Origin of the sequence: Hyunsoonleella pacifica (genome assembly GCF_004310335.1) — a bacterium.
Lineage (GTDB): Bacteria > Bacteroidota > Bacteroidia > Flavobacteriales > Flavobacteriaceae > Jejuia > Jejuia pacifica.
Genome location: NZ_SIRS01000002.1, coordinates 639,761 through 664,281, shown reverse-complemented (window position 1 = coordinate 664,281; position 24,521 = coordinate 639,761). Strand labels below are relative to the sequence as shown.

Genomic DNA, 24,521 nt, shown 5'->3' with positions numbered 1-24,521 from the left:
ATGACCTATTTACCCAATATTCTATTTGCTATTGCCTTAGTATTAGGTATTGGCTACTTTTCAAAAAATGTAAAAAAACTTATTAGAAACATCAAACTTGGTCATGATGTTGATGCGTCAGATAACAAATCGCAACGCTGGAAAAATGTTGTAAATATAGCATTAGGACAAAGTAAGATGGTACGTCGTCCCGTATCTGGTATTTTGCACTTAATCGTTTATATAGGCTTTATAATTATTAATGTTGAAGTACTAGAAATTATAATAGACGGTTTATTTGGCACACACCGTATAGGCTTAAAAGTATTACCAGAATCAGTTTACGGTTTTTTAATAGGAACTTTTGAAGTTTTGGCATGTTTAGTTTTACTATCAGTAATTATATTCTGGATACGACGAAACGTTTTAAAACTAGCGCGCTTTTGGAAAAGTGAAATGACCAGTTGGCCTAAAAATGATGGTAACTTTATTCTATATTTTGAAATAGTGTTGATGACCTTATTTTTGGTCATGAATGCTACAGATCTAGATTTCCAGGCATTAAACTCAGGAAATGTTGTAAGTCAACACATCTCACCTTGGTTTTCTAGTTTACCAGAAACCACACTACATCTTATAGAAAGAGGTGCATGGTGGTTACATATATTGGGGATTTTAGTATTTCTTAATTACCTTTATTTTTCTAAGCATCTGCATATCTTATTAGCATTTCCAAATGTATTCTACGGAAGTATAAAACCAAAAGGAGAATTAAATAACCTGGAGGCTGTTACTAACGAAGTAAAATTGATGATGGATCCAGATGCAGACCCGTACGCAGCTCCAGCAGAAGGTGCTCAAGAGGAAGTTCCTGCTAAATTTGGAGCTAGTGATGTGATGGATCTAAATAGAATTCAGTTACTAAATGCTTACACCTGTACAGAATGTGGGCGTTGCACATCAGCATGTCCTGCAAATTTAACAGGGAAAAAATTATCACCACGTAAAATAATGATGGATACCCGTGATAGATTAGAAGAAGTAGGGAAAAATATTGATGCAAACCAAGGCGCGTTTAAAGACGATGGTAAGCAATTACTAGGAGATTATATTACTACTGAAGAGTTATGGGCATGTACAACATGTAATGCATGTGTAGAAGAGTGTCCAGTAAGTATAAATCCATTATCGATTATTCTGGATATGAGACGCTATTTGGTTATGGAGCAAAGTGCAGCACCAACCGAATTAAATAATATGATGTCTAATATAGAGAATAATGGTGCACCTTGGCCATACAACCAAATGGATCGCCTAAATTGGAAAGATGAATAATTAGGGCGTTACCACGCTAAGGCGCGGTCGGGCTTTCGGCAGTCGCTCTCTGCGAGGAGCTTCAACAAATGCCTCAATCCCTAACGCAAATCCGTCGTCAAAATAAAAAGGCATTTATAAATTTATTTATAGCTTAAAAACAAACACTATGAGCGAAACACTCAAAGTAAAAACAATGGCAGAATTCATGACTGAAGGTAAGCAACCTGAAATATTATTTTGGGTAGGTTCAGCAGGAAGTTATGATGATCGTGCTAAAAAAATAACTAAGGCTTTTGTTAAAATTCTAAATGCTGCAAATGTAGATTTTGCTGTGTTAGGACAAGAAGAAAGTAGTACAGGAGATATAGCAAAACGTGCAGGAAACGAGTTTTTATTTCAAATGCAAGCCGTTATGAATATCGAGTTGCTAAATGGTTACGACATTAAAAAAATAGTAACCTGCGATCCGCATTCATACAATTGTATTAAAAATGAATATCCAAGTTTAGGTGGTAATTATGTGGTGTATCACCACACGCAATATATAAAAGAACTAATTGCCTCTGGAAGATTAAAAGTATCAGGAGACACTTATAAAGGTAAACGCATTACGTTTCATGATCCCTGCTATTTGGGACGTGCCAATAATGAGTATAATGCACCAAGAGACGTGCTACAAAATACTAAAGCCAATTTAGTAGAAATGAAACGTCACAAAAATACAGCTTTATGCTGTGGAGCAGGAGGGGCACAAATGTTTAAAGAACCAGAAAAAGGAGATAAAGACATCAATGTTTTAAGAACCGAAGATGCCTTAGAAACCAATCCTAATATTATAGCTACGGGTTGTCCATATTGCAATACTATGATGACTGATGGCGTAAAAGCAAAAGAGAAAGAAGCAGATATTGAAGTATTAGATGTAGCTGAGTTAATTGCGAATTCTTTTTAGTTTTAATTTATTGCAACAACCTAAATCAACAAAATGTTAGTAGATTTTAATACATTACCAGAAGAATCTAGAGTGTGGATATACCAAGCCAACCGTTCATTTACACCAGATGAGATTAATGAGATAGAAGATAAATTAAATATTTTTATAGAGAACTGGACGGCGCATGGCAGCGATCTTCAATCAGGTTATCTGTTTAAATATAAACGATTTATAGTAATAGGTTTAAATCAAAACTTAAATAGCGCAACTGGATGTTCTATCGATGCTTCTGTGCATTTTATTCAGCAATTAGAAAAGGACTATAAGGTTGATTTAATGGACAAAATGAATGTGTCCTACAAGCAAGGCGAATTTATTGCCTACAAGCCATTAGCCGATTTTAAGAAAATGGCTAAACAACGTGCAATTTCAAAAAACACTATTGTGTTTAATAATTTGGTTAGTAATATTGCTGAATTTAAAGACAATTGGGAAGTACCAGCTAGTGAGAGTTGGCATTCTAGGTTTTTATAGGGATTAAGTAATTCCAGTTTGTTATTAGAATTTTCACTTGGAAAAAGTCTGCTTTTTATAAATTATCATACAATTCAACAACTTCTTCTAAATTGGTGGTATTGTTAATTTCATAAAAGTAATTCAATTGCCATTTTTGAGTTTGCTGCGCTTGTTTACTTTTAGTTATGTCCCATTTCGGATACACTCTAAACCCTCTCTTTCCATCTTTTTTCTGTGTTGTAATGATACTTTTATTTATCAGCACAGATTTTGGGAAAACAAATTGTCCAAATCTATTCTCTGCTCTTACATTGACAATGTAGAAATCAATTTGGTCTTTTTCATTAAACGGTTCAATCACACCATTTTTATTTCGTTTCCAAAATGTAACGAACTGTCCAATTTTTTTTGGTGTCATTTTAGCATTTCTACTTATAATACTTCGTCCATTTAATTTAAATTGACAAGCTTGATAAGCTTTACCTTCTAATTCAGTTTGGAAATCCGAAATTTTAAGAGCGCATTTATCATAAATTTCGGTCTTAATTTGTTTAAGATTGTGATCTATTGATTCTAGTGTATTCAATTATATCATTTCCTTTTAAAAATATCAAATTACCTTTTTAATCACACGCAACTTATGAGTATGCGTGTTTGTATCTACATTGTATATGCCAGAATGATCCAATCTATCTATTCTCACTTTACCATGGGCGTGTATAATGTAATTATCTTTCATAATAATGCCTACATGTATAATCGTACCATCAGCATTATCAAAAAATGCTAAATCGCCAGACTCACTTTCTTCTATAAAGCTTAAAGCTTCACCTTGTGTAGCCTGTTGTGAAGCATCTCTTAATAGCTTATAGCCATTTAGCTTATAAACCATTTGTGTAAAACCAGAACAATCAATACCAAAAGGTGTTTTACCACCCCATAAATAAGGACTGTTTAAGTACAGAAAAGCGGTTTGTATAATGTTCTTTTTATCTATAACACCAGTAGAAGTGTTACCATCAAAAGCATGTTTTAATAAAGGTAAACCATTTAGAGTAGAGCCCAATTGAATTGGATAAATCTGCTGATGTTCATCTTCAATAAACTCCACTAAATCCATAGAGAGCTTTAAAGGTTCTGAGTTTAAACTATTGTAGTCATCAACTTCAATATGTTGGTATTGTTTGTTATCAATCCAACCTTCGTACTTATCATAAGCCAATCGGATTTTACTCCAGTTTTTCCGTTTTTCAAGTACTTTAAACCATTCGCCATACAATACCTGAGAAACTAATTCACTTTTATCAGATGCTTCAAATCGTAAAGGAACGATACTTAAATTACAAATTCCGTATTGCATTCGTTTAATTGCGTTCAATTACCATAGCAGAAGCACCTCCACCGCCATTACAAATAGCAGCAGCACCAACTTTGGCGTTGTTTTGTTCTAAAACGTTTAGTAAAGTAATTAAAATTCTAACACCAGAACAACCTAAAGGATGCCCTAATGATACTGCTCCACCATTAACATTCACTTTATCATTAGATAGTCCTAAAATTTTCATGTTAGCCAACGCTACAACTGAAAATGCCTCATTAAATTCAAAATAATCTACATCGTCTTGCGTGATACCAGCTTTCGCTAATGCTTTAGGTAATGCCTTTGCAGGTGCAGTTGTAAACCATTCAGGCTCGTGTGCAGCATCAGCGTAACTTCTAATAGTAGCTAAAACTTTTAACCCTAAGGCTTCTGCTTTTGTTTTACGCATTAAAATCACAGCACCAGCGCCGTCGTTAATGGTAGAGGAGTTCGCAGCGGTAACGGTGCCATCTTTAGTAAAAGCAGGTCGTAAGCTAGGTATTTTATCTAATTTTACTTTTGTAAATTCTTCGTCTGTATCAACAACTATAGGTTCGCCTCTGCGCTGTGGTACTTCTACAGGGACTACTTCATTTTTAAATTTTCCTGCTTCCCACGCAGCAGCAGATCGTTTGTATGATGTAATAGCATAAGTATCTTGATCCTCACGAGAAAACTCATATTTGTTAGCGCAAGCATCAGCACAAACTCCCATTGCATTTTGGTTGTAAGCATCTACTAAACCATCACGTTGTAAACCATCTATTAGAGTAGATGGTCCAAATTTAGTTCCAGTTCTTGCATAAAGGTAATGCGGAATTAAACTCATATTTTCCATACCACCAGCAACTACTATCTCAGCATCTCCTAAACGTATAGCTTGAGCTCCATGCATCACAGCTTTCATTCCAGAAGCACAAACTTTATTTATTGTTGTACAAGGTACAGTATTAGGAATTCCAGCACCTAAAGCAGCTTGCCTAGCTGGTGCTTGCCCATTTCCTGCCTGCACTACATTACCCATAAATACTTCATCAATCATTTCTGGCTTTAAATTAGCATAATCTAGAGCACCTTTAATAGCAACAGAACCTAATTTGGTGGCAGGTACAGTTGATAAAGCACCCAAAAAACTACCAATAGGCGTTCTCGCTGCAGATACTATAACAACATCTGAATTCATAATTTTAGTTTAAAATTAATAAGGCGAAAATAATCAATTTTTAGTTGATAATATAGGGATTAATTGGATTATAAGATTCTCTATAACCCATAGAATTTATTACATTTGACAATATTATCCTCTTTACATGAAAGACTTTATAAATAAGCTGTATAGAAATCATTCGTTAATATATAAAGCTTTATTGTTTGTATGCACCACATTTTTAATAGTGTATTTATTTCCAAAAAGTGGAAAATTTAAGTATAACTTTGAAAAAGGAAAACCTTGGCAATCTGAAAATTTATTGGCGCCTTTTGATTTTGCCATAAAGAAGTCTGAAGAAGAAATTAACAATGAACGTAAATCTATAGAAAGTCAATCTCCTTTATATTTTGACTTAGATGAAACCGTTAAAACAAAAGCGCTTCATGATTACGAAACTTCGTTTTTAAGCGTGTTTTCTGATTCATTAACAATTACTAATCTTAATATACTAAATGATTCTGGAAAACGTGTTTTAGAGGATTTATACACTTTTGGAATATTATCTGATAGTTATACTTTTAAGGAAAACAGATTAGTTGAAATTATAAGCGGGAATGTAAAGCAACAAAATACAGTTTATAGTAGTTTGATTCAACAGGATAAAGTAAAATCTTTTATTGAAAGGAAACTTGAAGCCAAAGGGTTAAATAATTACATCCCTAAATTCACATCGTTATTTTTTGATATTATTGAGCCAAACCTTACCTATAATAAATCATTTACAGAAAAGTCACTTCAAAATGAATTAAGTACTATATCCTTCACGCGTGGTAGTGTAGAGCGTGGTACATTAATTATTTCAAAAGGAGAGGTGGTTGAAGGCGATAAATTTCAAAAATTAAAATCGCTTCAATCTGAATATGAATCGCAAGTTTGGAATGAAGCCAACTACAACTGGATTTTATTTGCATACACATTGCTAGTTGCTTTAGCATTGTTGATGTTACTTCTGTTTTTAAGGAAATATAGGGTTGAAGTTTTTGAGAATAATACTAAGGTTACTTTTATCTTTTTCAACATACTATTAATGGTGTTTATTACCACAATGGTAGTAAATTATAATTCAGAATATTTATATGTAGTGCCCTTATGTATGCTACCTCTTGTTTTAAAAGCATTTTTTGATGCACGTTTAGGTATGTTTACTCACGTTATTACGGTATTATTATTAGGCTCTATAGTTCCTAATAGCTATGAGTATATGTTTTTACAAATTCTTGCTGGTATAGTAACCATATTAACTGTTTCAGAGTTATATAAACGAGCAAATTTGTTTATTTCTGTTGGACAAATAACATTAATTTACATCATTGCCTATTTTGCGTTTTTCGTGATTCATGAAGGAAGTGTAGAAACTATAGATTTAACAACGTTTTTATTGTTTATTCTTTGTGGACTAGCCACATTATTTGTACAACCATTAATCTATGCCTACGAAAAACTATTTGGATTAGTATCAGACGTATCACTTTTAGAGTTATCAGATACTAATACAAAGCTTTTAAAAGAATTATCTAATGTATCGCCGGGGACATTTCATCATTCACTAAACGTCGCTAATTTGGCCGAAGCTTCAGCTAACGAAATAGGAGCAAATGCCATGTTGGTTAGGGTAGGTGCTTTGTACCATGATATAGGTAAAATGGTAAATCCTAATTATTTTACTGAAAATCAATCCACAGGAATTAATCCGCATGATGAATTATTGCCAAGCGAAAGCGCTAGAATAATAACAGATCATGTAATAAATGGAATTGAAATAGCTAAAAAATATAAATTACCAGATAGGGTTATTGATTTTATTAGAACACATCATGGCACTAGTGTTGTTTATTATTTTTATAGGAAAGCAAAAGAGATTGATGCCGAAATCGATGCAGACTTATTTAGATACCCAGGACCAAAACCTTTTAGTAAAGAAACAGCCATCTTGATGATGTGTGATAGTGTAGAAGCAGCCTCTAAAAGCTTGAAGAATCCAACATCAACAAAAATTGATGCATTTGTAGAAAACATTATTAACAAGCAAATAGACGAGGAGCAGTTTTTAAATGCTAATATTACTTTTAAGGAAATACAAGCCATTAAAAAAGTGCTAAAACACAAGCTTGCAAATATTTACCATTTGCGTATAGAATATCCTGAATAATTTTTATTAAAAATTCAATTAAATAGTTGCGTTCTTATAATGTTTAATTTACATTTGCATCCGAAATTTTAGGTTGCGAAAGTTCTTAAAAAAGAATAGGAGAGGTGCCAGAGTGGTAATGGAGCAGATTGCTAATCTGTCAACGCGTAAGTGTTGCCCGGGTTCGAATCCCGGTCTCTCCGCAAGGGTTGTTTTGAAATTCTACTGAGTATGGATTTCTACTAGAAATGTTTACATTTTTAAAACGCTCAACCCGGGGTGTAGCGTAGCCCGGTTATCGCGCCGCGTTTGGGACGCGGAGGTCGCAGGTTCGAATCCTGCCACCCCGACAAAAGGGTATCAAAATAAAATTTTAGATACGTAAACAAATGAAAACCAGTAAAATACATTTTTATTGGTTTTTTTGTTTCCATTTGAGATTATATCGCTTAGTGTCTTATTTAGCGTCCTGTTTTTTAGAAAATAAATTCCTGAATTTATAGTTCAAAGCCCGTATTTGACTTTCGTTTTAACTAATTTTTTAATTAAAAACGAAAGTAATGACAATTACACACACATTCAATATCCATTTTTTGTTGAAGAAGTCTTCAATTAGAAAAGATGAGACCATTTCAATCTATGCACGTATCTGGATAGATAGTATTCCCGTGGATTTAAGTACCAAAGAGGCGGTTTTAGAAGATCATTTGTCAACTACAGTAGGTAGTAAGGCCAGAGGGAGGGCAAAAAGTGTAAAATATATTAATGAAATTCTTGATGATGTAAATTCCAAAATTAAAGTAGCCTACAAACAACTTAAAATGAAGGTAGGATAATTACGGCGCAGGTAATTAAATCATGTTATTTAGGCAAGGATAAGGCGGTTTTAACCTGTAACGACCTTGTAAAATATCATAGAGAGAACGAATTAGAAAAACTTGCGCCAGGAACTGTAAAGAACTATAGTGCAACTGAAAAGTACCTTGACCGTTTTATAAAAAAGGAATACAAGAACAATTATGTTTTTGAAATTCAAATCATTGAAAATTTACAAAGACAAGATGTTGAGCCTACTGAAGAAGCTGAAGCGATTGCGTTCCTAAGTGAAAATATTTACCTACAGAGATTTCGAAACGGTTGGAAAGAACAGATAACTTTGTAAGACAACGCTTGAAGTTAGCAGGTCTAATTGAAGGTTTTAAAGTTTTTGTCTGTAAAGACGAAATGACGATTTCATTAGGAGTAGGTGTTGCACTTTTCGAGCCAGAGGAACAGCAAATGATGCTGGAAACGATGAAAAATTGTTATCAAAAGTAGGTACTTATACAAAATGTCCATTCAATACCTCAAATCAAGACAATTTGTTTGGAGATGGTAAAATGGTTTGTACAAAATCAGCTTGTTATGAAACGAAGAAAAATAAGTCGTTTCTGAACCTGATTGAGACTTCGAAGAAAGATAATGTGCTGTTGATTCCTGAAATTCGAAAGTATTAGGCAGATAACGAAAATAATCAGCTCATTATATCGCAATTAGAAAAAAATGGATTGAAAGTATATCTTCTGGATGATGTTGAAATCATTAAAGAACCAATTGAACCTACTATAGAAACAATTAAGGTTGAATACCAAAATTATGACTATTCTGAAGATTAGCTACAAGCTGAATTTGAAGAAGCGATTGAATTACAAGGAAGAATTTGAAGCATACAATTCCGCAAAAGAGCCAATAGAACAATGGCAGAGTGTACACCTGAAGAGCAAATTGTAAAAATCAACGAAAGGAAAACTCGTAAGTGGCATATTGAGCACAATAAGCAATTCGAGGATATGGTTCAGATGATTCGTGAAACCGATTATATTCACATAAAGAAAACACTTTCGGTAGAAGAAATGGTGGCTTTTTCATTAACCTTATATGAAAATAATCTGGATTATGTAGTTCGTTAAAAATACTTTTCAAAATTATTTGGTAACACATCCAAGATGACTGATAAGGAAACTGTTGAGCACTTCAAGAAGAATTTCAAAAAGGAAACGTTTTACATTTCAAAACGAAGAGCTGATGTGTTTTTTAGATTAAAACAAGGGGAGTTCATAACTTTTGCAGATGGTAAGGATAGAAAAATACAATTTGAACTTCGGGATATTTCAAAGAAGCCCCCCCGTAAATTTAAAAATATTTTTTAATGAAGAATTAAAATTATATTTTCTGCGAGTCTTTACAGATATTAGTAATACTTTTTAATCAATAGGATTCCCTAGCTTTTACATTGGGAGTTAATAAGGTAAATTTAAAAACTTTAGGATATTTGTCAAATTAAAGTGTAAATTTTCCCAGACTATATCTAGCATGTTTACGTTGAAATTTAAACCTTATAAATAGTAAGGCTAAACCTTAGTTTTTTTTCATGTTGTTTAATTAATATTGTATCATGATGATTTTTAAGGCATAAAAAACTTTTTTATTTTATAAGACTGCTAATTTTGGTAGTTAAGAAATTTTTGAAGCCAATAAAAAATCAGGGAAATCTAGTTTTTTAAATTATTTTTTATGTATTAACTCTTGTTTTTAGGTAGATTATAATTTTGAAATATTGTTAAACATCTGAAAAAATAATTTTTATGAAAACTAAAATCTTTCTTTTTGTTTTGTTGAGTTTTGCAATAACGTTTCATATACAATCCCAAATTAAGGTAAACGCATCAGGGAAGGTAGGTATAGCAGGATATGAGCCAAGCAACTCATATAGTATACGGGGTGAGTCAGCAAGTTATTACAATGCAGATTTCAACTCCAGTTATTCTATTAATAACGGAGCTTGGTATAGTTATGTTTATGAAGCTGCAGCTGTAGGGCAAAATATTTCTAATAATTATAGTCTTAGAATACGCCCCAGTCAAAACGTAATAAATACACTTTATATTACCGATGGTTCCTATACTACATCTGGAACAACTTTACATGTTGATGGCGATGCGACAATAACAGGGACTTTACATAATCCTTCAGATAGAAGGTTAAAAAAGGAAGTGGACACCATAGATAGTAAAAAGCTCTTTAGAAAGTTGTCAAAAATAAGGGGTAAACGATATAAGTTTAAATCTAGGAAAGAGTTATTGGCTATGCATGAATCTGGTGAGTTTAAATTTACTATAGATACAATATATAAGAAAATAAAAATACCAAATAAAGAAAAACCAGGGGATTCAATTAGAATTCTTACCGACGATATTAAAAGAATTCGAATAAATACTCCAAAATTCAATAAAGGAAAGCAATATGGGATTATTGCTCAAGATGTTATCGAAGAATTTCCAGAATTAGTTAGTCTTGATGAAAATTCAGGGGTTTATTCTGTAAACTACGTTGGTTTTATTCCCTTATTAATAGAGGCTGTAAACCTTCAGAAAGAAGAAGTTTCTAAAATGTCAAGACAAATAGATAGATTGAAAGAAAGAATTAAAGTTTTGGAAGCTAATTAAATTTGTTTTTTTATTAAAGCAGTAATTCTAATGATTAACAATCGTTTCACTTTTTATAGTTAATGAGGAATAGTAAAAATATATTTTTAGTCTTTGTTTTATTTATATCAATATTGTCCCTTGTCCTAAGTTTTTTTAATAAAGGTTCTAAAGTTGGATATATTTATGTGGATGAGGTTTTATCCGAATATCATGCTTTTCAAGATTATAATACCAAACTAAAAGCACAAGAATCAGAATTTAAAGATGTATTGGATGTTTACTATGCAGATATTCAAGAAAAAGTAGAATACTTTAAAAAGAATAAGAAAAAATTAAAAGAGCCAGAAGTAATACAGAAGAGAAATGAAATTAAGGAGTTAGAAAGAGTACATAGAGAAATGAGTGTTATTTCAAAACAACAAATAGATAGTATAAAAACCGCCTGGCTAGAACCCTTGTATAAAGATGTTAATGATGAAATTAAAATTTATAGTGAAGAAAAGGGATTTGACTATGTTTTTGGGAATTTAGGAAATGGTAATATTATGTATGGAAAAAAAACATATAATGTTACTCTTGATATAATAGATAGAATAAATGTGACTTACAACAAAGACAAATATTGATGCCGTATATTTCTTAACTTTAAAATTGTGATAAGTAATATAAATCTGTTTAAAAAATTATTTTCAACTGGAGAGCTTTTATTTCTTATTTTTATATTATTAACCCCATTAATAACTTCTTTTTCATTTCAGGTTAACCTAATAACTTTTAAGCTTTTATGGTTCAGTTTTTGTATATTTTGCTTTATTTTAATATTTACAGTTAATTTTTTTTTACAGTATAAGAAAACAAACTTACAACTAAGCTTAAATCTAATTGATTTATGTGTTATTTTCTTTATTCTATATGTCCATCTTAACTACTTGTTTTTAGGTAAATACTACGTCTATGCCATGCTAACTCCTTTTTCTTTAATTTTATTATTATACATAATTTTAAAGTTTAAGTTAAAACAAAGACAATTAAAGATTAACGATTATATAAAACATTTTCCCTTTATTTTAGCTTTATTATCTTCCTTAATAGCTCTATATCAAATTGTTCAAATTTATTATTTTAAAAAACCATTACAAGTAAATGGCTTTATGGGTAATTCAGGAGCTTTTTCTTCGTATTTGGCTATTATAATGGTTTTAATGCTTGTTTTTATTAGTTCAATAAATAAATTTCGCCTTAAATATTTTTATATAGCCATAATTTTTGTAACCGTTGTGATTATACTGTTTACTCAAGGAAGGGCTTCTTGGGTTGCTATTAGTATAACAAGTTTATTTATCGCATTCAATGTACTTAAAACCGAAGCGAAAGCACTAACTGGTTTGTATAAAAAATATAGACTAGCAATAATTGGAGTTTCATTATGCTTTATTCTAATCAGTAGTTTTTTTATTTTTAATTTGAAAAAAGACTCATCTAATGGGCGCGTACTCATTTGGAAAATAACAACTGAAATGATAAAAGAAACTCCTTTTCTAGGTGTGGGTTTTGGGAATTTCGGGAGTATTTATCCTTTACATCAAGCAAATTATTTAAAAGTAAATAAAGTCGAACCAATGCGGTTTCTTGCTAATGATATAAGCCATCCTTTTAATGAATACCTTTTTACAACTGCTGAAGTTGGTGTAGTTGGTTTTGTTATGTTTGTTGCCATATTTGTTGCAGTCCTTTATTTTAAGCCTCCAAAAAACAGAACAATTTTAGCTTGCTACTCTGGCATTTTTTGTTTTTTAATACTGTCATTGTTCACATATCCTTTTAAAATATTTTCGATTCAATTTTTAGTTTTTTCCTTCATTGTAATAATTTCTTCAGAAATCAAAAACAAACCGTTGCTTGTATTTAAAAAGAATACTTTATCCATGATTTTTATAGGTGCAGTTATTTCATCCTTTTTAATATTTCAAATGGAATTTAATAGATTTCAATTAGAAAGAAAATGGAATAAAACTAATGAAATCACTAAGGATTTAACTTGGGAAGCAAGGCACGAAGCCCTTTCATCCATTTATGAGAAAGAAGATATTAGGAATTGGTCTATCTTAATGAATTATGGTGTAGAATTAGTGTATCAGAAAAAATACCATAAAGCAATTGAAGTTTTTCTAAAATCATCAAATTTTTTTAAGACTTCTGATTTGTATTTGAATTTAGGCGTTGCTTTTGAAAATACAGACCAACCAAACGAAGCTGAACAGGCTTATTTAACCGCTGCGAATATTGTGCCTCACAAGTTTTTACCAAACTATCGCTTAGTTTTATTGTACGATAGAATGGATCGAAAGTCTGAAGCTAAATCGCTTGCAAAAACCATTCTACAAACTCCTGCTAAGATTAACTCAAGTACCGTTTTGGATATCAAATACGAAATGAGAAAATATTTAAAAAATGATTGATATCAAATGATTATAAAGAAAAAAAATCAGACAATTTGTTTCGGTATATTTATCCTTTTGGTTTTTGGACTTTCTTTTTCATGTTCCACAAAAGAGAATAGTAAGAACTATAATGTAGAAGAAGCTCTTTTAATTTCTAAAACAAATAAAATAGAATTAGAAAATGTACTAGAGTATTTCAAAGATGATTCAGAAAAGTTAAAGGCAGCAGAATTTTTGATAAGCAATATGATTTCACATTATAGTTATGGAGATGTGAAATTCATAAATAACAATCATAAAAAGGCTCTTGAGTTATTAAATTTAAACTCTAGAGAGCAATTTTTGGTTGGATTAAACAGAGTTAAAGTTAAAAAGGAAATTTGGGATAAAAATAAAAAAGTTAAAAAGGAAATAGATTCGCTTGTAAATGGAATCAAAATATTGAAGAATACTATTACAACTAAAGATGTAGAAACCTTGAATGGTAATTTTTTAATAGCCCATATTGAAAAAGCTTTTACGAAATGGAAAACCTCAAATTTAATTGATAAAAACAATTTTGAAGAGTTCGCTGAAACCTTTTTACCTTATAGGTATGGAAATGAGCAATTAAATACTCCCAAGAACTATCCAAGAGATATTACGTTCGAACTATTAAAAAACACAAACCCTAACGATACCAAAGGTGTAGTAAACATACTAAAAGGTTATTTTTCAAGAATACATAGACTAACATCAGGTATTAAAAAGAAAGATAATATTGGTTTTTATAATATTTTAAAGTGGTGGGATTTATATTGTGATGATCAGGTTGTAATTGCTGCTCAAATTTTAAATGACATCTCTATTCCTACATATATTGATTGCACTCCAATTTGGTTAGACCAAACGCTGGGGCATTCCTGGTGTGTCTCTAAAGATTCGTTGGGAAATCACTTGCCTTTTTCCCCTTTTTATCAGTCTGTTGATAGTTTGGAAAATAAAGGCATTTACAATAAAAATTATTTTAAAAGAACATCAAAAGTATTCAGAAGAACTTTCGAGATTCAAAAACAGTCAGCTCTTGATCTAAAAAAGGAAAATGAAGAAATTCCTGGGTTTTTTAAAACGCAACACTGGAAAGATGTTACTGATAATTACCACAAAACAACTTCAATATCATTACAAATTAGGGGTTTTAATTACGCTAAGAATAATTTAGCATACCTAGCGGTTTTTACAGCTAAAGGATGGATACCAGTAGATTATGGTCTAGTAAATCAAAATGAAAGTAAAGTTAGTTTTTATAAAGTACCAAAAGGAATTGTTTATAATGTGGTTACTTTTTCTAATCAAAAAACAATACCAGTTTCTTCGGCATTTTATGTCAAGGATGATGGTCGCATTATAAAAGTAGTACCAAGTCTTCGAGATAAAACAGATATGTATGTTTTAGAAAAATATCCTGAAAAAGAAAGATTATTAGATTTTAGAATAGAGAGAATCAATAGCAAGTTTCAAGGCTCTAATAATCCTAAATTTAAAGATGCTGAAGATTTATATGAGTTTAAAGAAGCACCAAAAAATTATATTGAAAGTATTGATATAAAAAGCGATAATAAATATCGATACTTAAGGTTTGTAACTAATAACAATCTACCTACATATATTTCACTAATAGAGTGCTATGGAAATAATCAAAGTGATAACCCCCCAATACAAAAATCAATACCATATATTTTCGATATTAAAGACACTATTAACGTTAATAACCAGTTAACACTTTTACAAGGTAAATTATTTAGTAACAATAAAAATACATCTTCTGAAAATTTAAATTGTGTTTTTGATGGAAACATAGAAACGTATTCAAGAGATAAGTGGATAGGTGTTGATTTTGGAGAACCAAAAAAAATTGAGGAGATAAGATATGCTTTAAGAAGTGCTAATAATAGAATAAATGCAGGAGATCTATATAAACTTTTTTATTACGATAATGGCTGGGTCTATTTTGGTATTCAAAAAGCAAAGTACAATTTTCTGAATTTTGAGAATGTCCCTTCTGGTACCATGTATATGTTAAAAAACATCACAAAAGGTAAAGAAGAGTTACCATTTATGTATAAAAATGGTAAACAATATTTTGCGAACCATGATGATTTAGCAGAAATACTTTGATATGCTCTTAAGGGAAACTTCAATCAAGAGATTCACTATCAAACACTATTAAGGTATTTAATACACCACTTAAACAAAGAAAAACATCCAATAATTACCTTACAAAAAAGATAAAGACGCTTTAGAGGTTTTAAAAAAATCTACGTAACACCTCAGAGTTAGTAAGATTAGGTTTTAATAAAAACTATAAGTAGTTTAATATTTATTTTCAATATATAATGCGATTCGGTTTGATGAATAATTTGGGGATAGTATCTACTAATAAAGGCGTAAAACACATTTTAAATTATCAGGAAGCTTTTAAAACACTTATTTGTATGGAAGTTTTTCTTTAATAAATGGAAGTCATGTACAAGGTTCTTAGTTTAGTCCCTAAAAAGTTCGTAGTGATATTTTAAATTTCAAAACTAATATATTTGAAATATGAAATACGAAGGAAATTAAAAGGGTTTTTCCTTAAGTAAATAATGGAGAAACCCTAAAACACATATTAAGGCTTTTAATATTTTTAAGAGAGTTTTAACAGGTGTTTTTTTATGAGGTTTAATAAAAAACTTTTTAGTGTTTTTCTCAGTTTATTTATAATTGTATTATTTATATCTTGTAATAATTCAGAGGAACAAAATTACAAACCAGAATTTAAACTCTTCAATTTTCAACAACAAGGGTGGAAATCTAAAAGTATTAATCATTTTATTAATAATATTAACTACACGGCTACTGAAGTTCCGTTACAATATTATCTTTTAAAAAGCACAAATAGTAATTTCAAAAAAGTAGATTCAATATATAATGTGAATTCTAAAGAACGCATTATTGAATTAGAATTTCAACACACCAATCAAACGGACCTTTTATTAGATAAGTATACTAATAAATCTTATGATGATGCTGTAAAATATATAGCATTTACTATAGAAAAAGATTTTACTGTGGTTACTTCAGCTAACGATACAATATTGTGTTCTGGAGTGAACTTTGAACGTAATTTTAAAGTAGCACCTTTTAAACGGGTGTTACTCTACTTCAATAATATAAATCCAAGCGTAAATATAAAACTAATATATCAAGACCAGTTATTTGATAATGGTGTTGTCAAATTTAATTTTAACGAAATGCCTTTAAAATTGTAACTCATAAAATTGTATTTGCAATAGAGTATTATTAGTTGATTAAAAAACCTATATGAAAAATATTAGAACCAGTAAAATTTCAAAAATTATTGCCAGTTATTTAGCAATACAATTAATCCTAACCACCATACAGCCTTCAAATTTGTTTGCGCTTACAGGTGGTCCGTCACAACCAGAGTTTAATTCGTTTACCCCTATTGGTACATCTGATATGGTAAATTTATCATCTGGAGATTTTAACTATAACATCCCCATTATGGATGTTGGTGGGTATCCTTTAAACTTAGCATATAATTCTGGCATTACCATGGATCAAGAAGCTTCTTGGGTTGGTTTAGGCTGGAATCTAAATGTGGGGCAAATAGCGCGAAGCGTTCGCGGTATTCCTGATGATTTTAAAGGGGATGAGATTCGTTATGAGAATGAATTAAAAAAAAATGTTACCATTGGTACGGCTTTGAGTGTTCCTACATCCATATTTGGAGTAGATGCTTTAAACGCTAGCATTGGTTTAGGTGTTGAATATAATAACTACAATGGTTTTACGTATAAACCATCTTTGGGCTTAAGTTATGGGTTAAATGATGCCAATGCTGCGGTTGGCTTAAATATATCTTCAGCGACAGGAGAAGGAGCTACAGTTACCCCATCAGTATCCTTAACTCGTAAAGGTAAGGAAACTGAAAAACATTACATAAATAATATTACTACAGGATTTGGTTTGGGTTTAAATTCTCGACAAGGGGTAACTAATCTAAACCTATCTTTTTCAAATAAACGACAAAGGCAAAACTACATTAATCTGGATATTGGAGGGGTTAAAAGCTCACATAAAACGGATATTACAAATGTCTCTAACCATGGTGCAGGTGGATCTATATCATTCAACGATTTAACAAATTATACACCAACAAAACGTGTTGCCATGTATAATGATAGTAAGACTTTTGCTTTGTCAGGTGGATTTACGGCATTTAGTCTTAGTTTACAAGGACAGGTTTCTGCCTATGGCTCTTACCAAGAGATTAAAGAATCTGAAAAGGATAAATACATTAAATCTTTTGGTTACGAGAATACAGAATTTGCTGAAGGTGTTGATGGCATTTTAGATTTTAATAGAGAAAAGGATAATGTCGTTAATAAGTTCACTACAATGTTACCAGTAACTAATTATTCTTATGATGTTTATTCAATTCAAGGTCAAGGTACAGGAGGAACATTTAGACCCTTTAGAAGCCAAGTAAGTTATGTATATGATAACCCTGTGTCTGACTCAGGTATAGGTGCAACTTTTGGTTTTGAAGTTGCTGGAGGAAATTTAGCATATGTAGGTGCTGAAATTAATATAACTACAACTACTAATAAAACTGGTAAATGGGATACCAATAATTATGCATTAAAAAATTTTAAAGAAAAAAGCTCAGATTTAAACCCCATAGATTATGAGAAAGTTTATTTCAAAAGTATGGGAGAACTAATAGTAGATAATGAAATTAATATTTATAACGACCTACAAGCAGACCATCCTATACGACTAGAAGTAGCAGGTAATAAATATAATAGATCATTACGCTCTAAATTCAAAGTTAAAGATGTAACCGAAGATAAAATAATAACAGGAGTAACTAAACGTACACAAAGAGAAAAGAGGAATCATACCATACATAAAATAAGCCAATCCGAAGCTTCCTTAGATGATTTTGTAGATACGCATCCCAATGCAAAAGGTCATCATACAGTTGGTATAAAAACAACAAAACCAGATGGTAGTACCTATGTATTTGGCAAGGCTGCTTACAATACAACAAAAATTGAAGCTAGTTTCGATGTTTCAGGAAGAAATGATGCTGATTGTCAAACAGGTTTAATAGGCTATAATGGAAATGTAAATGGCAATAATAGTAGTCGTAGCAATAAATATTTAAATAAAATAACTACACCAAGCTATGCACATACTTATATGCTGAGTAGTATTTTATCTAGTGATTATGAAGACCTTTCATTAGATGGTCCAACAGACGACGATTTGGGAGCCTATACTAAGTTTAATTATGATGAAAGAGTAGATAATTATAAGTGGCGTGTACCTTATCAAGAAAATAAGGTAATTTATAATGAAGGGTTAAAATCTAATGAGGATGATCAAATGGGAAATTATATTTATGGTGAAAAAGAATTAAGATACATCTCTTCCATAGAAACCAAAACACACGTAGCCGTTTTTCAACTTGCAGATAGACATGATGCTATAGGGGTTAAAGGAGAGACAGGAGGAAGAGATGCAAGTTCTGCAAAAATGAAAAAGATAGAGAAAATATTCTTGTACACTAAACCAGAGTATAAAACGCTTACAGAAAATACTCTTTTTAAAGATTTAAATTATGTTGATAAATCCAAAGCAGCTATTAAAATAGCACATTTCGAATATAATTATTCACTTTGCCCAGACATGATAAACAATGATGGGCAGCCTTATGATACCGATCTCACAGATAATATTAATTCAAACGATAACCTTAATAAAGGTAAACTAACTTTAAAAAAAGTATACTTTACTTATCGAGGGTCTAACATGGGAAAATATACGCCCTATAAATTTAACTATGAAGGTTTTGATAATATAGATGGAGAAACAATTATACAAGCAAATGCCAGTTATAATTTGAAAGCTCATGATATATGGGGGAATTATAAAGGAGTTACAGAAGGTATTAATTGTAGTGTTTCTAGCGATATTACCAATGCAGAATTTCCATTTGTTGAGCAAGATCAAACAAAAGCAGATTTAAATACTAGAATGTGGACACTTACTTCAATTGATCTTCCTTCTGGAGGTAGATTGGAATTAGAAACTGAGTCTGATGATTATCAATATGTGCAAGATCGAGAAACAATGAGTATGCTAAAAGTTTCTGGATCTGGTAATGACCCTAGTACAGATTCATATACAAGTACAGAACTGTATAGGGGTGTAAATAGGCATAATAAGTATCTGTATGTAAAACTTCCAGAGGTAACTACTAGAGATGAATTTTTAAATAATTATATAGGTGATCAAATTGATAAGGCTATTTATTTCAGGTTTTTGTTAAACCTATCAGCAGGAAACGATGAGGCATATGACTACGTATCTGGCTATTTCGAAATTGATGATGCATTATTGTCAACACTATATAGTAATAATCAGCTAGTTGTTAACGAAGGTGTTAACTATTATGGCGTTATCCCACTAAAAACATTAGATAAAGAAGGCGGGTTTGTTAGTAATAATAAACAAGTAAATCCTATAGCTAAGGCAGGATGGTACTTTGGGAGAACATATTTAAATCGTTTGGTTTATGAGGGAGATCAATATACTGATGTTAATAATTTTGGAGATGTAGCCGAAGGGATATGGGGTGCTATAAAAAATTTGAAAGAGATATTTACTGGCCCCAATTTAAGGTTAGAACAAAATGAATGTGCTAAAAATTTTAATCCAGATAAATCGTGGATTCGATTAAAACATGCTAACAAAGTAAAGTTAGGAGGTGGTTTGAGAGTAAAAAGAATTGTACTAAAAGACAATTGGGAATTAATGACTGAAAATGAAAGTAGTGAAGATGTTAACTTATATAAACAACATTACGGTCAAGAGTATGATTACACAAAAGATGGTTTATCTAGTGGAGTCGCCACATTTGAGCCGAATGGAAGTAAAGAAAATCCTCTTGTAGAACCTTTCTACAGTAAACTTGAAGCTACTAAATATGCAGATAGAATGGTTTCCCCAAATGAAAATAACTATGTTGAAAAACCTATAGGGGAAACATTTTATCCATCACCAACAGTTACTTATGGTACTGTTACAGTTAGAAATTTAGAACGGAAGAATTTAGATCAAAATTTAGTCGTTAATAAGCATGCTACAGGAAAAGTAGTAAATGAATTTTTCACATCTAGAAATTTTCCAACAATATCAGATTATACTCAAACTAATGGTAACGGATTAGATGAAGCACCTAAAATTTTAGGTCTATTTAATTTAAGTGCTAGAAATCATATCACTTTGTCTCAAGGGTTTTCAATAATAACGAATGATATGAATGGAAAACAAAAAAGTCAAAGAGTTTACGGGGAAGGACAATCTGAAGCTATTTCTGGTGTAGATTATTTTTATAATGTTGATGAAAATAATCCTAACAAACTGGATAATACTTTTACAACTATTGATAAAGATGGAACAGTCGGAGAAAGATTAATAGGGCAAACCTACGATGTGGTTAATGATTTTAGAGAAAATTATTCCAGTACAAAAATGGCAGGTGTTAATTCAAATGTAACTACGTTTTTAGCAGCAATAATACCAGCTGTAGTCCCATTTCCGTTACCAACGTATGCCCAACATGAAAATATATTAAGAACAGCAGTTACCACAAAAGTTATTCATAAAACGGGTATTTTAAAGGAGAAAATCGCTTACGATGTAGGAGCCCAAGTATCTACAGAAAACTTAGCCTGGGATGCTCAAACGGGTCAAGTATTACTTACTAAAACCGTAAATGAATATGATGACAACTACTATAATCTTACCTACCCTGCACATTGGTATTATGAAAGTATGGGACAAGCAAGTAAAAACTTGGGAGCTGAGGGGCTTTTAAAAAAATCTGACGTTGATGGTGACGGTAATTTTTATTTAGCTCGAAAAGAAACCCCCAACGAAAACATTAATACAAACCTATTATTCTCCCCAGGAGATGTACTACAAACTTATCATAATGATGGTTTAGATAGTGATGCAGAATTACTTTGGGTCGTCGAAGTAGGTAGTAATACCATAAAGCTCATGAATAAAGAGGGTTTCATGATTAATGATGAATGTAGCGAGCATTTAAAACCTGATTTAAAATTTAAAATTATACGTTCTGGTTACAAAAATTTACAGTCTGCATCAATGGCATCTGTAACCAGTAAAGAAAACCCTATTGTTAACAATAGTATTACTATTAATAATTCCAAAGTTATTAATGCTAGTGCAGTTATGTATAATGAGTATTGGAAACCTCAAGACCAATTAGGGCTACCAAGGTTAACGCCTAGTGTTTTATCACAATACGATAAGGCATTTGATAATGATATTGATTCTCAACCATTAATAGAAGATGTTAATAGTTATGGTTTTAACCCCTACTTATATAATGCTAGAGGAGAATGGCGTACTATAGAGTCTTATGCTTATTTAACCGGACGTACCTCTAACGTAGTAAGTGAAGGGGATAGTCCTAACTTACGAGATGATGGCTATTTTTCAGCATTTAACCCATTTTATAAAAAAAATGGTTCAGAATGGGAAATAGATAGTAATAATTGGACTAACGCAAGCAGCATAACGCATTACAGCCCATACGGCGCAGAGTTGGAAAATAAAGATGCCTTAGGTAGGTATTCATCAGCAATTTATGGGTATGCATATACACTACCAACAGCCGTAGCTTCAAACAATAGGTATAGTGAGATTGCTTTTGATAGTTTTGAGGATGCTGATTATAATGGTGTTTTAAACGAGACCTCTGCACTTATAGACGACGTAAACTTTGTAACAGATGAGATAAACTATTTTACCAGAGATCATTTTAGTTTTAACACTCTTACAGAAGACACTGCGGGTAATGGAGAGGTAAGTGCTGAAGAATCGCATACTGGTACCCAGAGTTATAAAGTAACGGGAAACCAAGTAAGAGTTACTAAAGATCTTACCGAGTTAGAACATGAGTTTACATCTTTATGTTTAGATGAGGAGGAATTGCCTAATTTAAAGGGGTTAGATACAAATCTTACTCAAACAGATAGTATTGGGGATTTTCATGATTCATATGAAAATAAATCATATGATAGTAATGGTCATTTAATTAGAAATACAAGTAGTATGAGTGGGTATGTGGATAGAAAGTTTCTAATACAAATTAGTGCTGATGACATAGAAGATTTAGCTACCATGGATAGAACTTTCCTATTTGTAACTGTTAAGCATAATCTAGATTTCCCAATTTGTGGTGATGATAATGGGCCACAATATAATGATTCTATTCCAGAAGAACCTCATAGTCTTGATCCTCAAGACTTCGAGAATTATGAGCTAATACCTGGCCATGACAATTGGATAGATGCAGTGATTAGTTTAAAAGATAAAGACAGCCAAAATTCTTACCCTGGCTCCCCTTTTAATTTTGGGTTTCTATGTAGTGTATATCATGAAACAATCGTACCTGAGAATTATATGGATGAGGAAAATGGTAGCGGTCAACTAATAGAGCTTACATTCCCAGATACACCTATTGACAACCAAGACCTTTTAATGGAAATAGAAGTAGGACTATACATCGATTACGCATTACACGTTGACCTTAAAGGTGATGAGAAGGAATTAAAATTTGATTCAACTGTACAGTTTCGTCTTTTAGATGAATACGGTAGGCAACAAGGTGGCAGCGGCCTTGATAATGTCGATATTAAAGTAGTCGATATTAAAGTATATGCTGATGATAATAATACTGAAATTACTGTTACTCCACAATTGTAATAATTATAAGTTAATCAACACATAAGATAAGCATGAAAATTTTACATAAAATATTAGTAATAAGCCTCTGTTTGTTAGTCAACTATACTATGTATTCTCAAGAGTGCGAAAGTTTAATACCTAACTATCAAAACGACGAAAATAGCACTACAAATAGTTCTAATTTTGAATTAAGCACAGGATCACATGGTTACAATGAAACTAGTCAACAAGATTTGTCAATAAGTTTAGCTGGATCAGGATGGTTACAACTTAATACCACTAGCAATTATGCCAACATCATTAGTACTCCATGGCATGGAAACATCAAAGTTATCAGTAATTCAGGGATTTATAAAGGGCAAGATCGAGGTTACTTGATATCTCCCTATATTGTAGAAGACACTTACAAAAGCCCTCTTAATTTAGCTGGATCTGGCACTATGTTAGGCGCAAAAACAGGAGGTGGTATTCATAAAGAAATAACTTTTCCAAATGCAGGCACTTACTACCTGTTTTTCTCTCAATTAAACGCTACTCAACTTAATGGTTCTGGACCAATAACCTCTTCGAGATGGGCAGTAACAATAGCTGGAGACACAAGAGAGAGCATATTTATGCCCGCTTCCAACGATATTATTGATAATACGGGAAATTGGAAAAGAGCATTTTTAAAGTTTAATATACCAAATCCAGGGCCATACGATGTTGAGTTCAAAGTAAAAAATATAGTAAGTAGTTTTAATGAAGAGCTTTATATAGATAACTACTTGCTGTTAGACAATATAGAGCTTTATGCAGAGGCAGATTGTAACGCACCAGATAGGGTAACACAAAGAAATAGTAGCTCGTTTAAGCCTGCTCCAGGAAATTATGTGTTAAGTGCATGGGTAAAAGAAGAACATAATCCCCAAGATCCTCCACCTATTAGCTATAGTAGTAATATTCAAGTTTCGTACAGTAATGGAAGTACAATAACTACTGATGGTCCTTTTTTAGCATCGGGTTCAATCATTGAAGGTTGGCAACGAATAGAAAAAGAATTTACAATTCCTGAGGGAAGTACAGATATAACTATTGCATTAAAAAATAATGCAGGGTCTAGTTATGTAACTTACTTCGATGATATCCGTATTCATAAAGCTGATGGTACTATGAAGAGTTTTGTTTACGATCCAGTTACACAACGCCTAATGGCAGAGTTGGACGAAAACAATTATGCAACACTTTATGAATACGATCATGAAGGTGGATTAGTAAGAGTAAAAAAAGAAACCGAAAAAGGAATTTATACCATACAGGAGACGCGTTCAAGTAATGTTAAGCTAAATAATTAGA

At 31.6% G+C, this 24,521-nt stretch carries 15 protein-coding genes, 2 tRNA genes and 1 pseudogene; 15 read left to right on the top strand and 3 right to left on the bottom strand.

All coding sequences use genetic code 11. The features are described 5' to 3' along the window. From EYD46_RS06260 to EYD46_RS06250, 3 genes are all read left to right on the top strand, one after another. Positions 1 to 1,314 (top strand): (Fe-S)-binding protein, encoded by a 1,314-nt coding sequence (locus EYD46_RS06260; protein WP_130936195.1) that lies wholly within the window; start codon positions 1 to 3, stop codon positions 1,312 to 1,314. Between the two features lie 148 nt (positions 1,315 to 1,462). After that, a complete protein-coding gene (locus tag EYD46_RS06255) occupies positions 1,463 to 2,248 on the top strand; it encodes a (Fe-S)-binding protein (RefSeq protein WP_130936194.1) in 786 nt (261 codons plus the stop codon). 33 nt (positions 2,249 to 2,281) lie between these two features. Further along, a complete protein-coding gene (locus EYD46_RS06250) occupies positions 2,282 to 2,764 on the top strand; it encodes an ABC transporter ATPase (RefSeq protein ID WP_130936193.1) in 483 nt (160 codons plus the stop codon). A 55-nt stretch (positions 2,765 to 2,819) separates the two neighbouring features. Here EYD46_RS06250 and EYD46_RS06245 read toward each other — a convergent pair whose 3' ends face one another. The 3 genes from EYD46_RS06245 to EYD46_RS06235 are packed head-to-tail and all read right to left on the bottom strand — an operon-like array spanning position 2,820 to position 5,289. Then, a complete protein-coding gene (locus EYD46_RS06245; protein ID WP_229731267.1) occupies positions 2,820 to 3,332 on the bottom strand; it encodes a MepB family protein in 513 nt (170 codons plus the stop codon). Positions 3,333 to 3,356: 24 nt separating this feature from the next. After that, complete coding sequence (locus EYD46_RS06240; RefSeq protein WP_130936192.1) at positions 3,357 to 4,106, bottom strand: C40 family peptidase; 750 nt, start codon at positions 4,104 to 4,106, stop codon at positions 3,357 to 3,359. Positions 4,107 to 4,110: 4 nt separating this feature from the next. Then, positions 4,111 to 5,289 (bottom strand): acetyl-CoA C-acyltransferase, encoded by a 1,179-nt coding sequence (locus EYD46_RS06235; protein WP_130936191.1) that lies wholly within the window; start codon positions 5,287 to 5,289, stop codon positions 4,111 to 4,113. 127 nt (positions 5,290 to 5,416) lie between these two features. On the opposite strand from EYD46_RS06235, the gene EYD46_RS06230 reads away from it, so the two are divergent. The 12 genes and pseudogenes from EYD46_RS06230 to EYD46_RS06175 all read left to right on the top strand — a co-directional run bounded on the left by EYD46_RS06230 (position 5,417) and on the right by EYD46_RS06175 (position 24,520). After that, on the top strand, positions 5,417 to 7,465 hold the full coding sequence (locus EYD46_RS06230) for an HD family phosphohydrolase (RefSeq protein WP_130936190.1): 2,049 nt from the start codon (positions 5,417 to 5,419) through the stop codon (positions 7,463 to 7,465). A 98-nt stretch (positions 7,466 to 7,563) separates the two neighbouring features. After that, positions 7,564 to 7,647: transfer RNA gene (locus EYD46_RS06225), tRNA-Ser, on the top strand. A 72-nt stretch (positions 7,648 to 7,719) separates the two neighbouring features. Then, positions 7,720 to 7,794, top strand: a tRNA-Pro gene (locus EYD46_RS06220). A 210-nt stretch (positions 7,795 to 8,004) separates the two neighbouring features. Continuing rightward, on the top strand, positions 8,005 to 8,280 hold the full coding sequence (locus tag EYD46_RS06215; RefSeq protein WP_130936189.1) for a hypothetical protein: 276 nt from the start codon (positions 8,005 to 8,007) through the stop codon (positions 8,278 to 8,280). A 158-nt stretch (positions 8,281 to 8,438) separates the two neighbouring features. Next, positions 8,439 to 9,489 (top strand): annotated as a pseudogene (locus EYD46_RS18160) (ParB/RepB/Spo0J family partition protein); the annotation flags it as partial. Between the two features lie 579 nt (positions 9,490 to 10,068). Further along, positions 10,069 to 10,929 (top strand): tail fiber domain-containing protein, encoded by an 861-nt coding sequence (locus tag EYD46_RS06205; RefSeq protein ID WP_130936188.1) that lies wholly within the window; start codon positions 10,069 to 10,071, stop codon positions 10,927 to 10,929. A 113-nt stretch (positions 10,930 to 11,042) separates the two neighbouring features. Beyond that, positions 11,043 to 11,537 carry an OmpH family outer membrane protein gene (locus EYD46_RS06200; RefSeq protein ID WP_165454349.1) on the top strand — a complete coding sequence of 165 codons (495 nt, stop codon included), beginning with the start codon at positions 11,043 to 11,045 and terminating at the stop codon, positions 11,535 to 11,537. Between the two features lie 333 nt (positions 11,538 to 11,870). Then, positions 11,871 to 13,370, top strand: a complete 1,500-nt coding sequence (locus tag EYD46_RS06195; protein WP_130936186.1) for an O-antigen ligase family protein — start codon at positions 11,871 to 11,873, stop codon at positions 13,368 to 13,370. A gap of 6 nt (positions 13,371 to 13,376) precedes the next feature. Further along, positions 13,377 to 15,509 carry a discoidin domain-containing protein gene (locus EYD46_RS06190; RefSeq protein WP_130936185.1) on the top strand — a complete coding sequence of 711 codons (2,133 nt, stop codon included), beginning with the start codon at positions 13,377 to 13,379 and terminating at the stop codon, positions 15,507 to 15,509. A 536-nt stretch (positions 15,510 to 16,045) separates the two neighbouring features. Beyond that, positions 16,046 to 16,642, top strand: a complete 597-nt coding sequence (locus EYD46_RS06185; RefSeq protein ID WP_130936184.1) for a hypothetical protein — start codon at positions 16,046 to 16,048, stop codon at positions 16,640 to 16,642. 52 nt (positions 16,643 to 16,694) lie between these two features. Further along, entirely contained in the window at positions 16,695 to 23,204 is a 6,510-nt protein-coding gene (locus EYD46_RS06180; protein ID WP_130936183.1) for a hypothetical protein, read from the top strand. Between the two features lie 32 nt (positions 23,205 to 23,236). After that, a complete protein-coding gene (locus EYD46_RS06175; RefSeq protein ID WP_130936182.1) occupies positions 23,237 to 24,520 on the top strand; it encodes a hypothetical protein in 1,284 nt (427 codons plus the stop codon). The last annotated feature ends 1 nt before the right edge of the window (position 24,521 follow it).

What these genes read in the sequence shown, in the direction of transcription:
- EYD46_RS06250 (WP_130936193.1), top strand. Translation starts at nt 2,282, where the DNA reads ATGTTAGTAGATTTTAATACATTACCAGAAGAATCTAGAGTGTGGATA.
- EYD46_RS06260 (WP_130936195.1), top strand. Translation starts at nt 1, where the DNA reads ATGACCTATTTACCCAATATTCTATTTGCTATTGCCTTAGTATTAGGT.
- EYD46_RS06190 (WP_130936185.1), top strand. Translation starts at nt 13,377, where the DNA reads ATGATTATAAAGAAAAAAAATCAGACAATTTGTTTCGGTATATTTATC.
- EYD46_RS06175 (WP_130936182.1), top strand. Translation starts at nt 23,237, where the DNA reads ATGAAAATTTTACATAAAATATTAGTAATAAGCCTCTGTTTGTTAGTC.
- EYD46_RS06230 (WP_130936190.1), top strand. Translation starts at nt 5,417, where the DNA reads ATGAAAGACTTTATAAATAAGCTGTATAGAAATCATTCGTTAATATAT.
- EYD46_RS06185 (WP_130936184.1), top strand. Translation starts at nt 16,046, where the DNA reads ATGAGGTTTAATAAAAAACTTTTTAGTGTTTTTCTCAGTTTATTTATA.
- EYD46_RS06215 (WP_130936189.1), top strand. Translation starts at nt 8,005, where the DNA reads ATGACAATTACACACACATTCAATATCCATTTTTTGTTGAAGAAGTCT.
- EYD46_RS06180 (WP_130936183.1), top strand. Translation starts at nt 16,695, where the DNA reads ATGAAAAATATTAGAACCAGTAAAATTTCAAAAATTATTGCCAGTTAT.
- EYD46_RS06255 (WP_130936194.1), top strand. Translation starts at nt 1,463, where the DNA reads ATGAGCGAAACACTCAAAGTAAAAACAATGGCAGAATTCATGACTGAA.
- EYD46_RS06235 (WP_130936191.1), bottom strand. Translation starts at nt 5,289, where the DNA reads ATGAATTCAGATGTTGTTATAGTATCTGCAGCGAGAACGCCTATTGGT.
- EYD46_RS06240 (WP_130936192.1), bottom strand. Translation starts at nt 4,106, where the DNA reads ATGCAATACGGAATTTGTAATTTAAGTATCGTTCCTTTACGATTTGAA.
- EYD46_RS06205 (WP_130936188.1), top strand. Translation starts at nt 10,069, where the DNA reads ATGAAAACTAAAATCTTTCTTTTTGTTTTGTTGAGTTTTGCAATAACG.
- EYD46_RS06195 (WP_130936186.1), top strand. Translation starts at nt 11,871, where the DNA reads ATGCTAACTCCTTTTTCTTTAATTTTATTATTATACATAATTTTAAAG.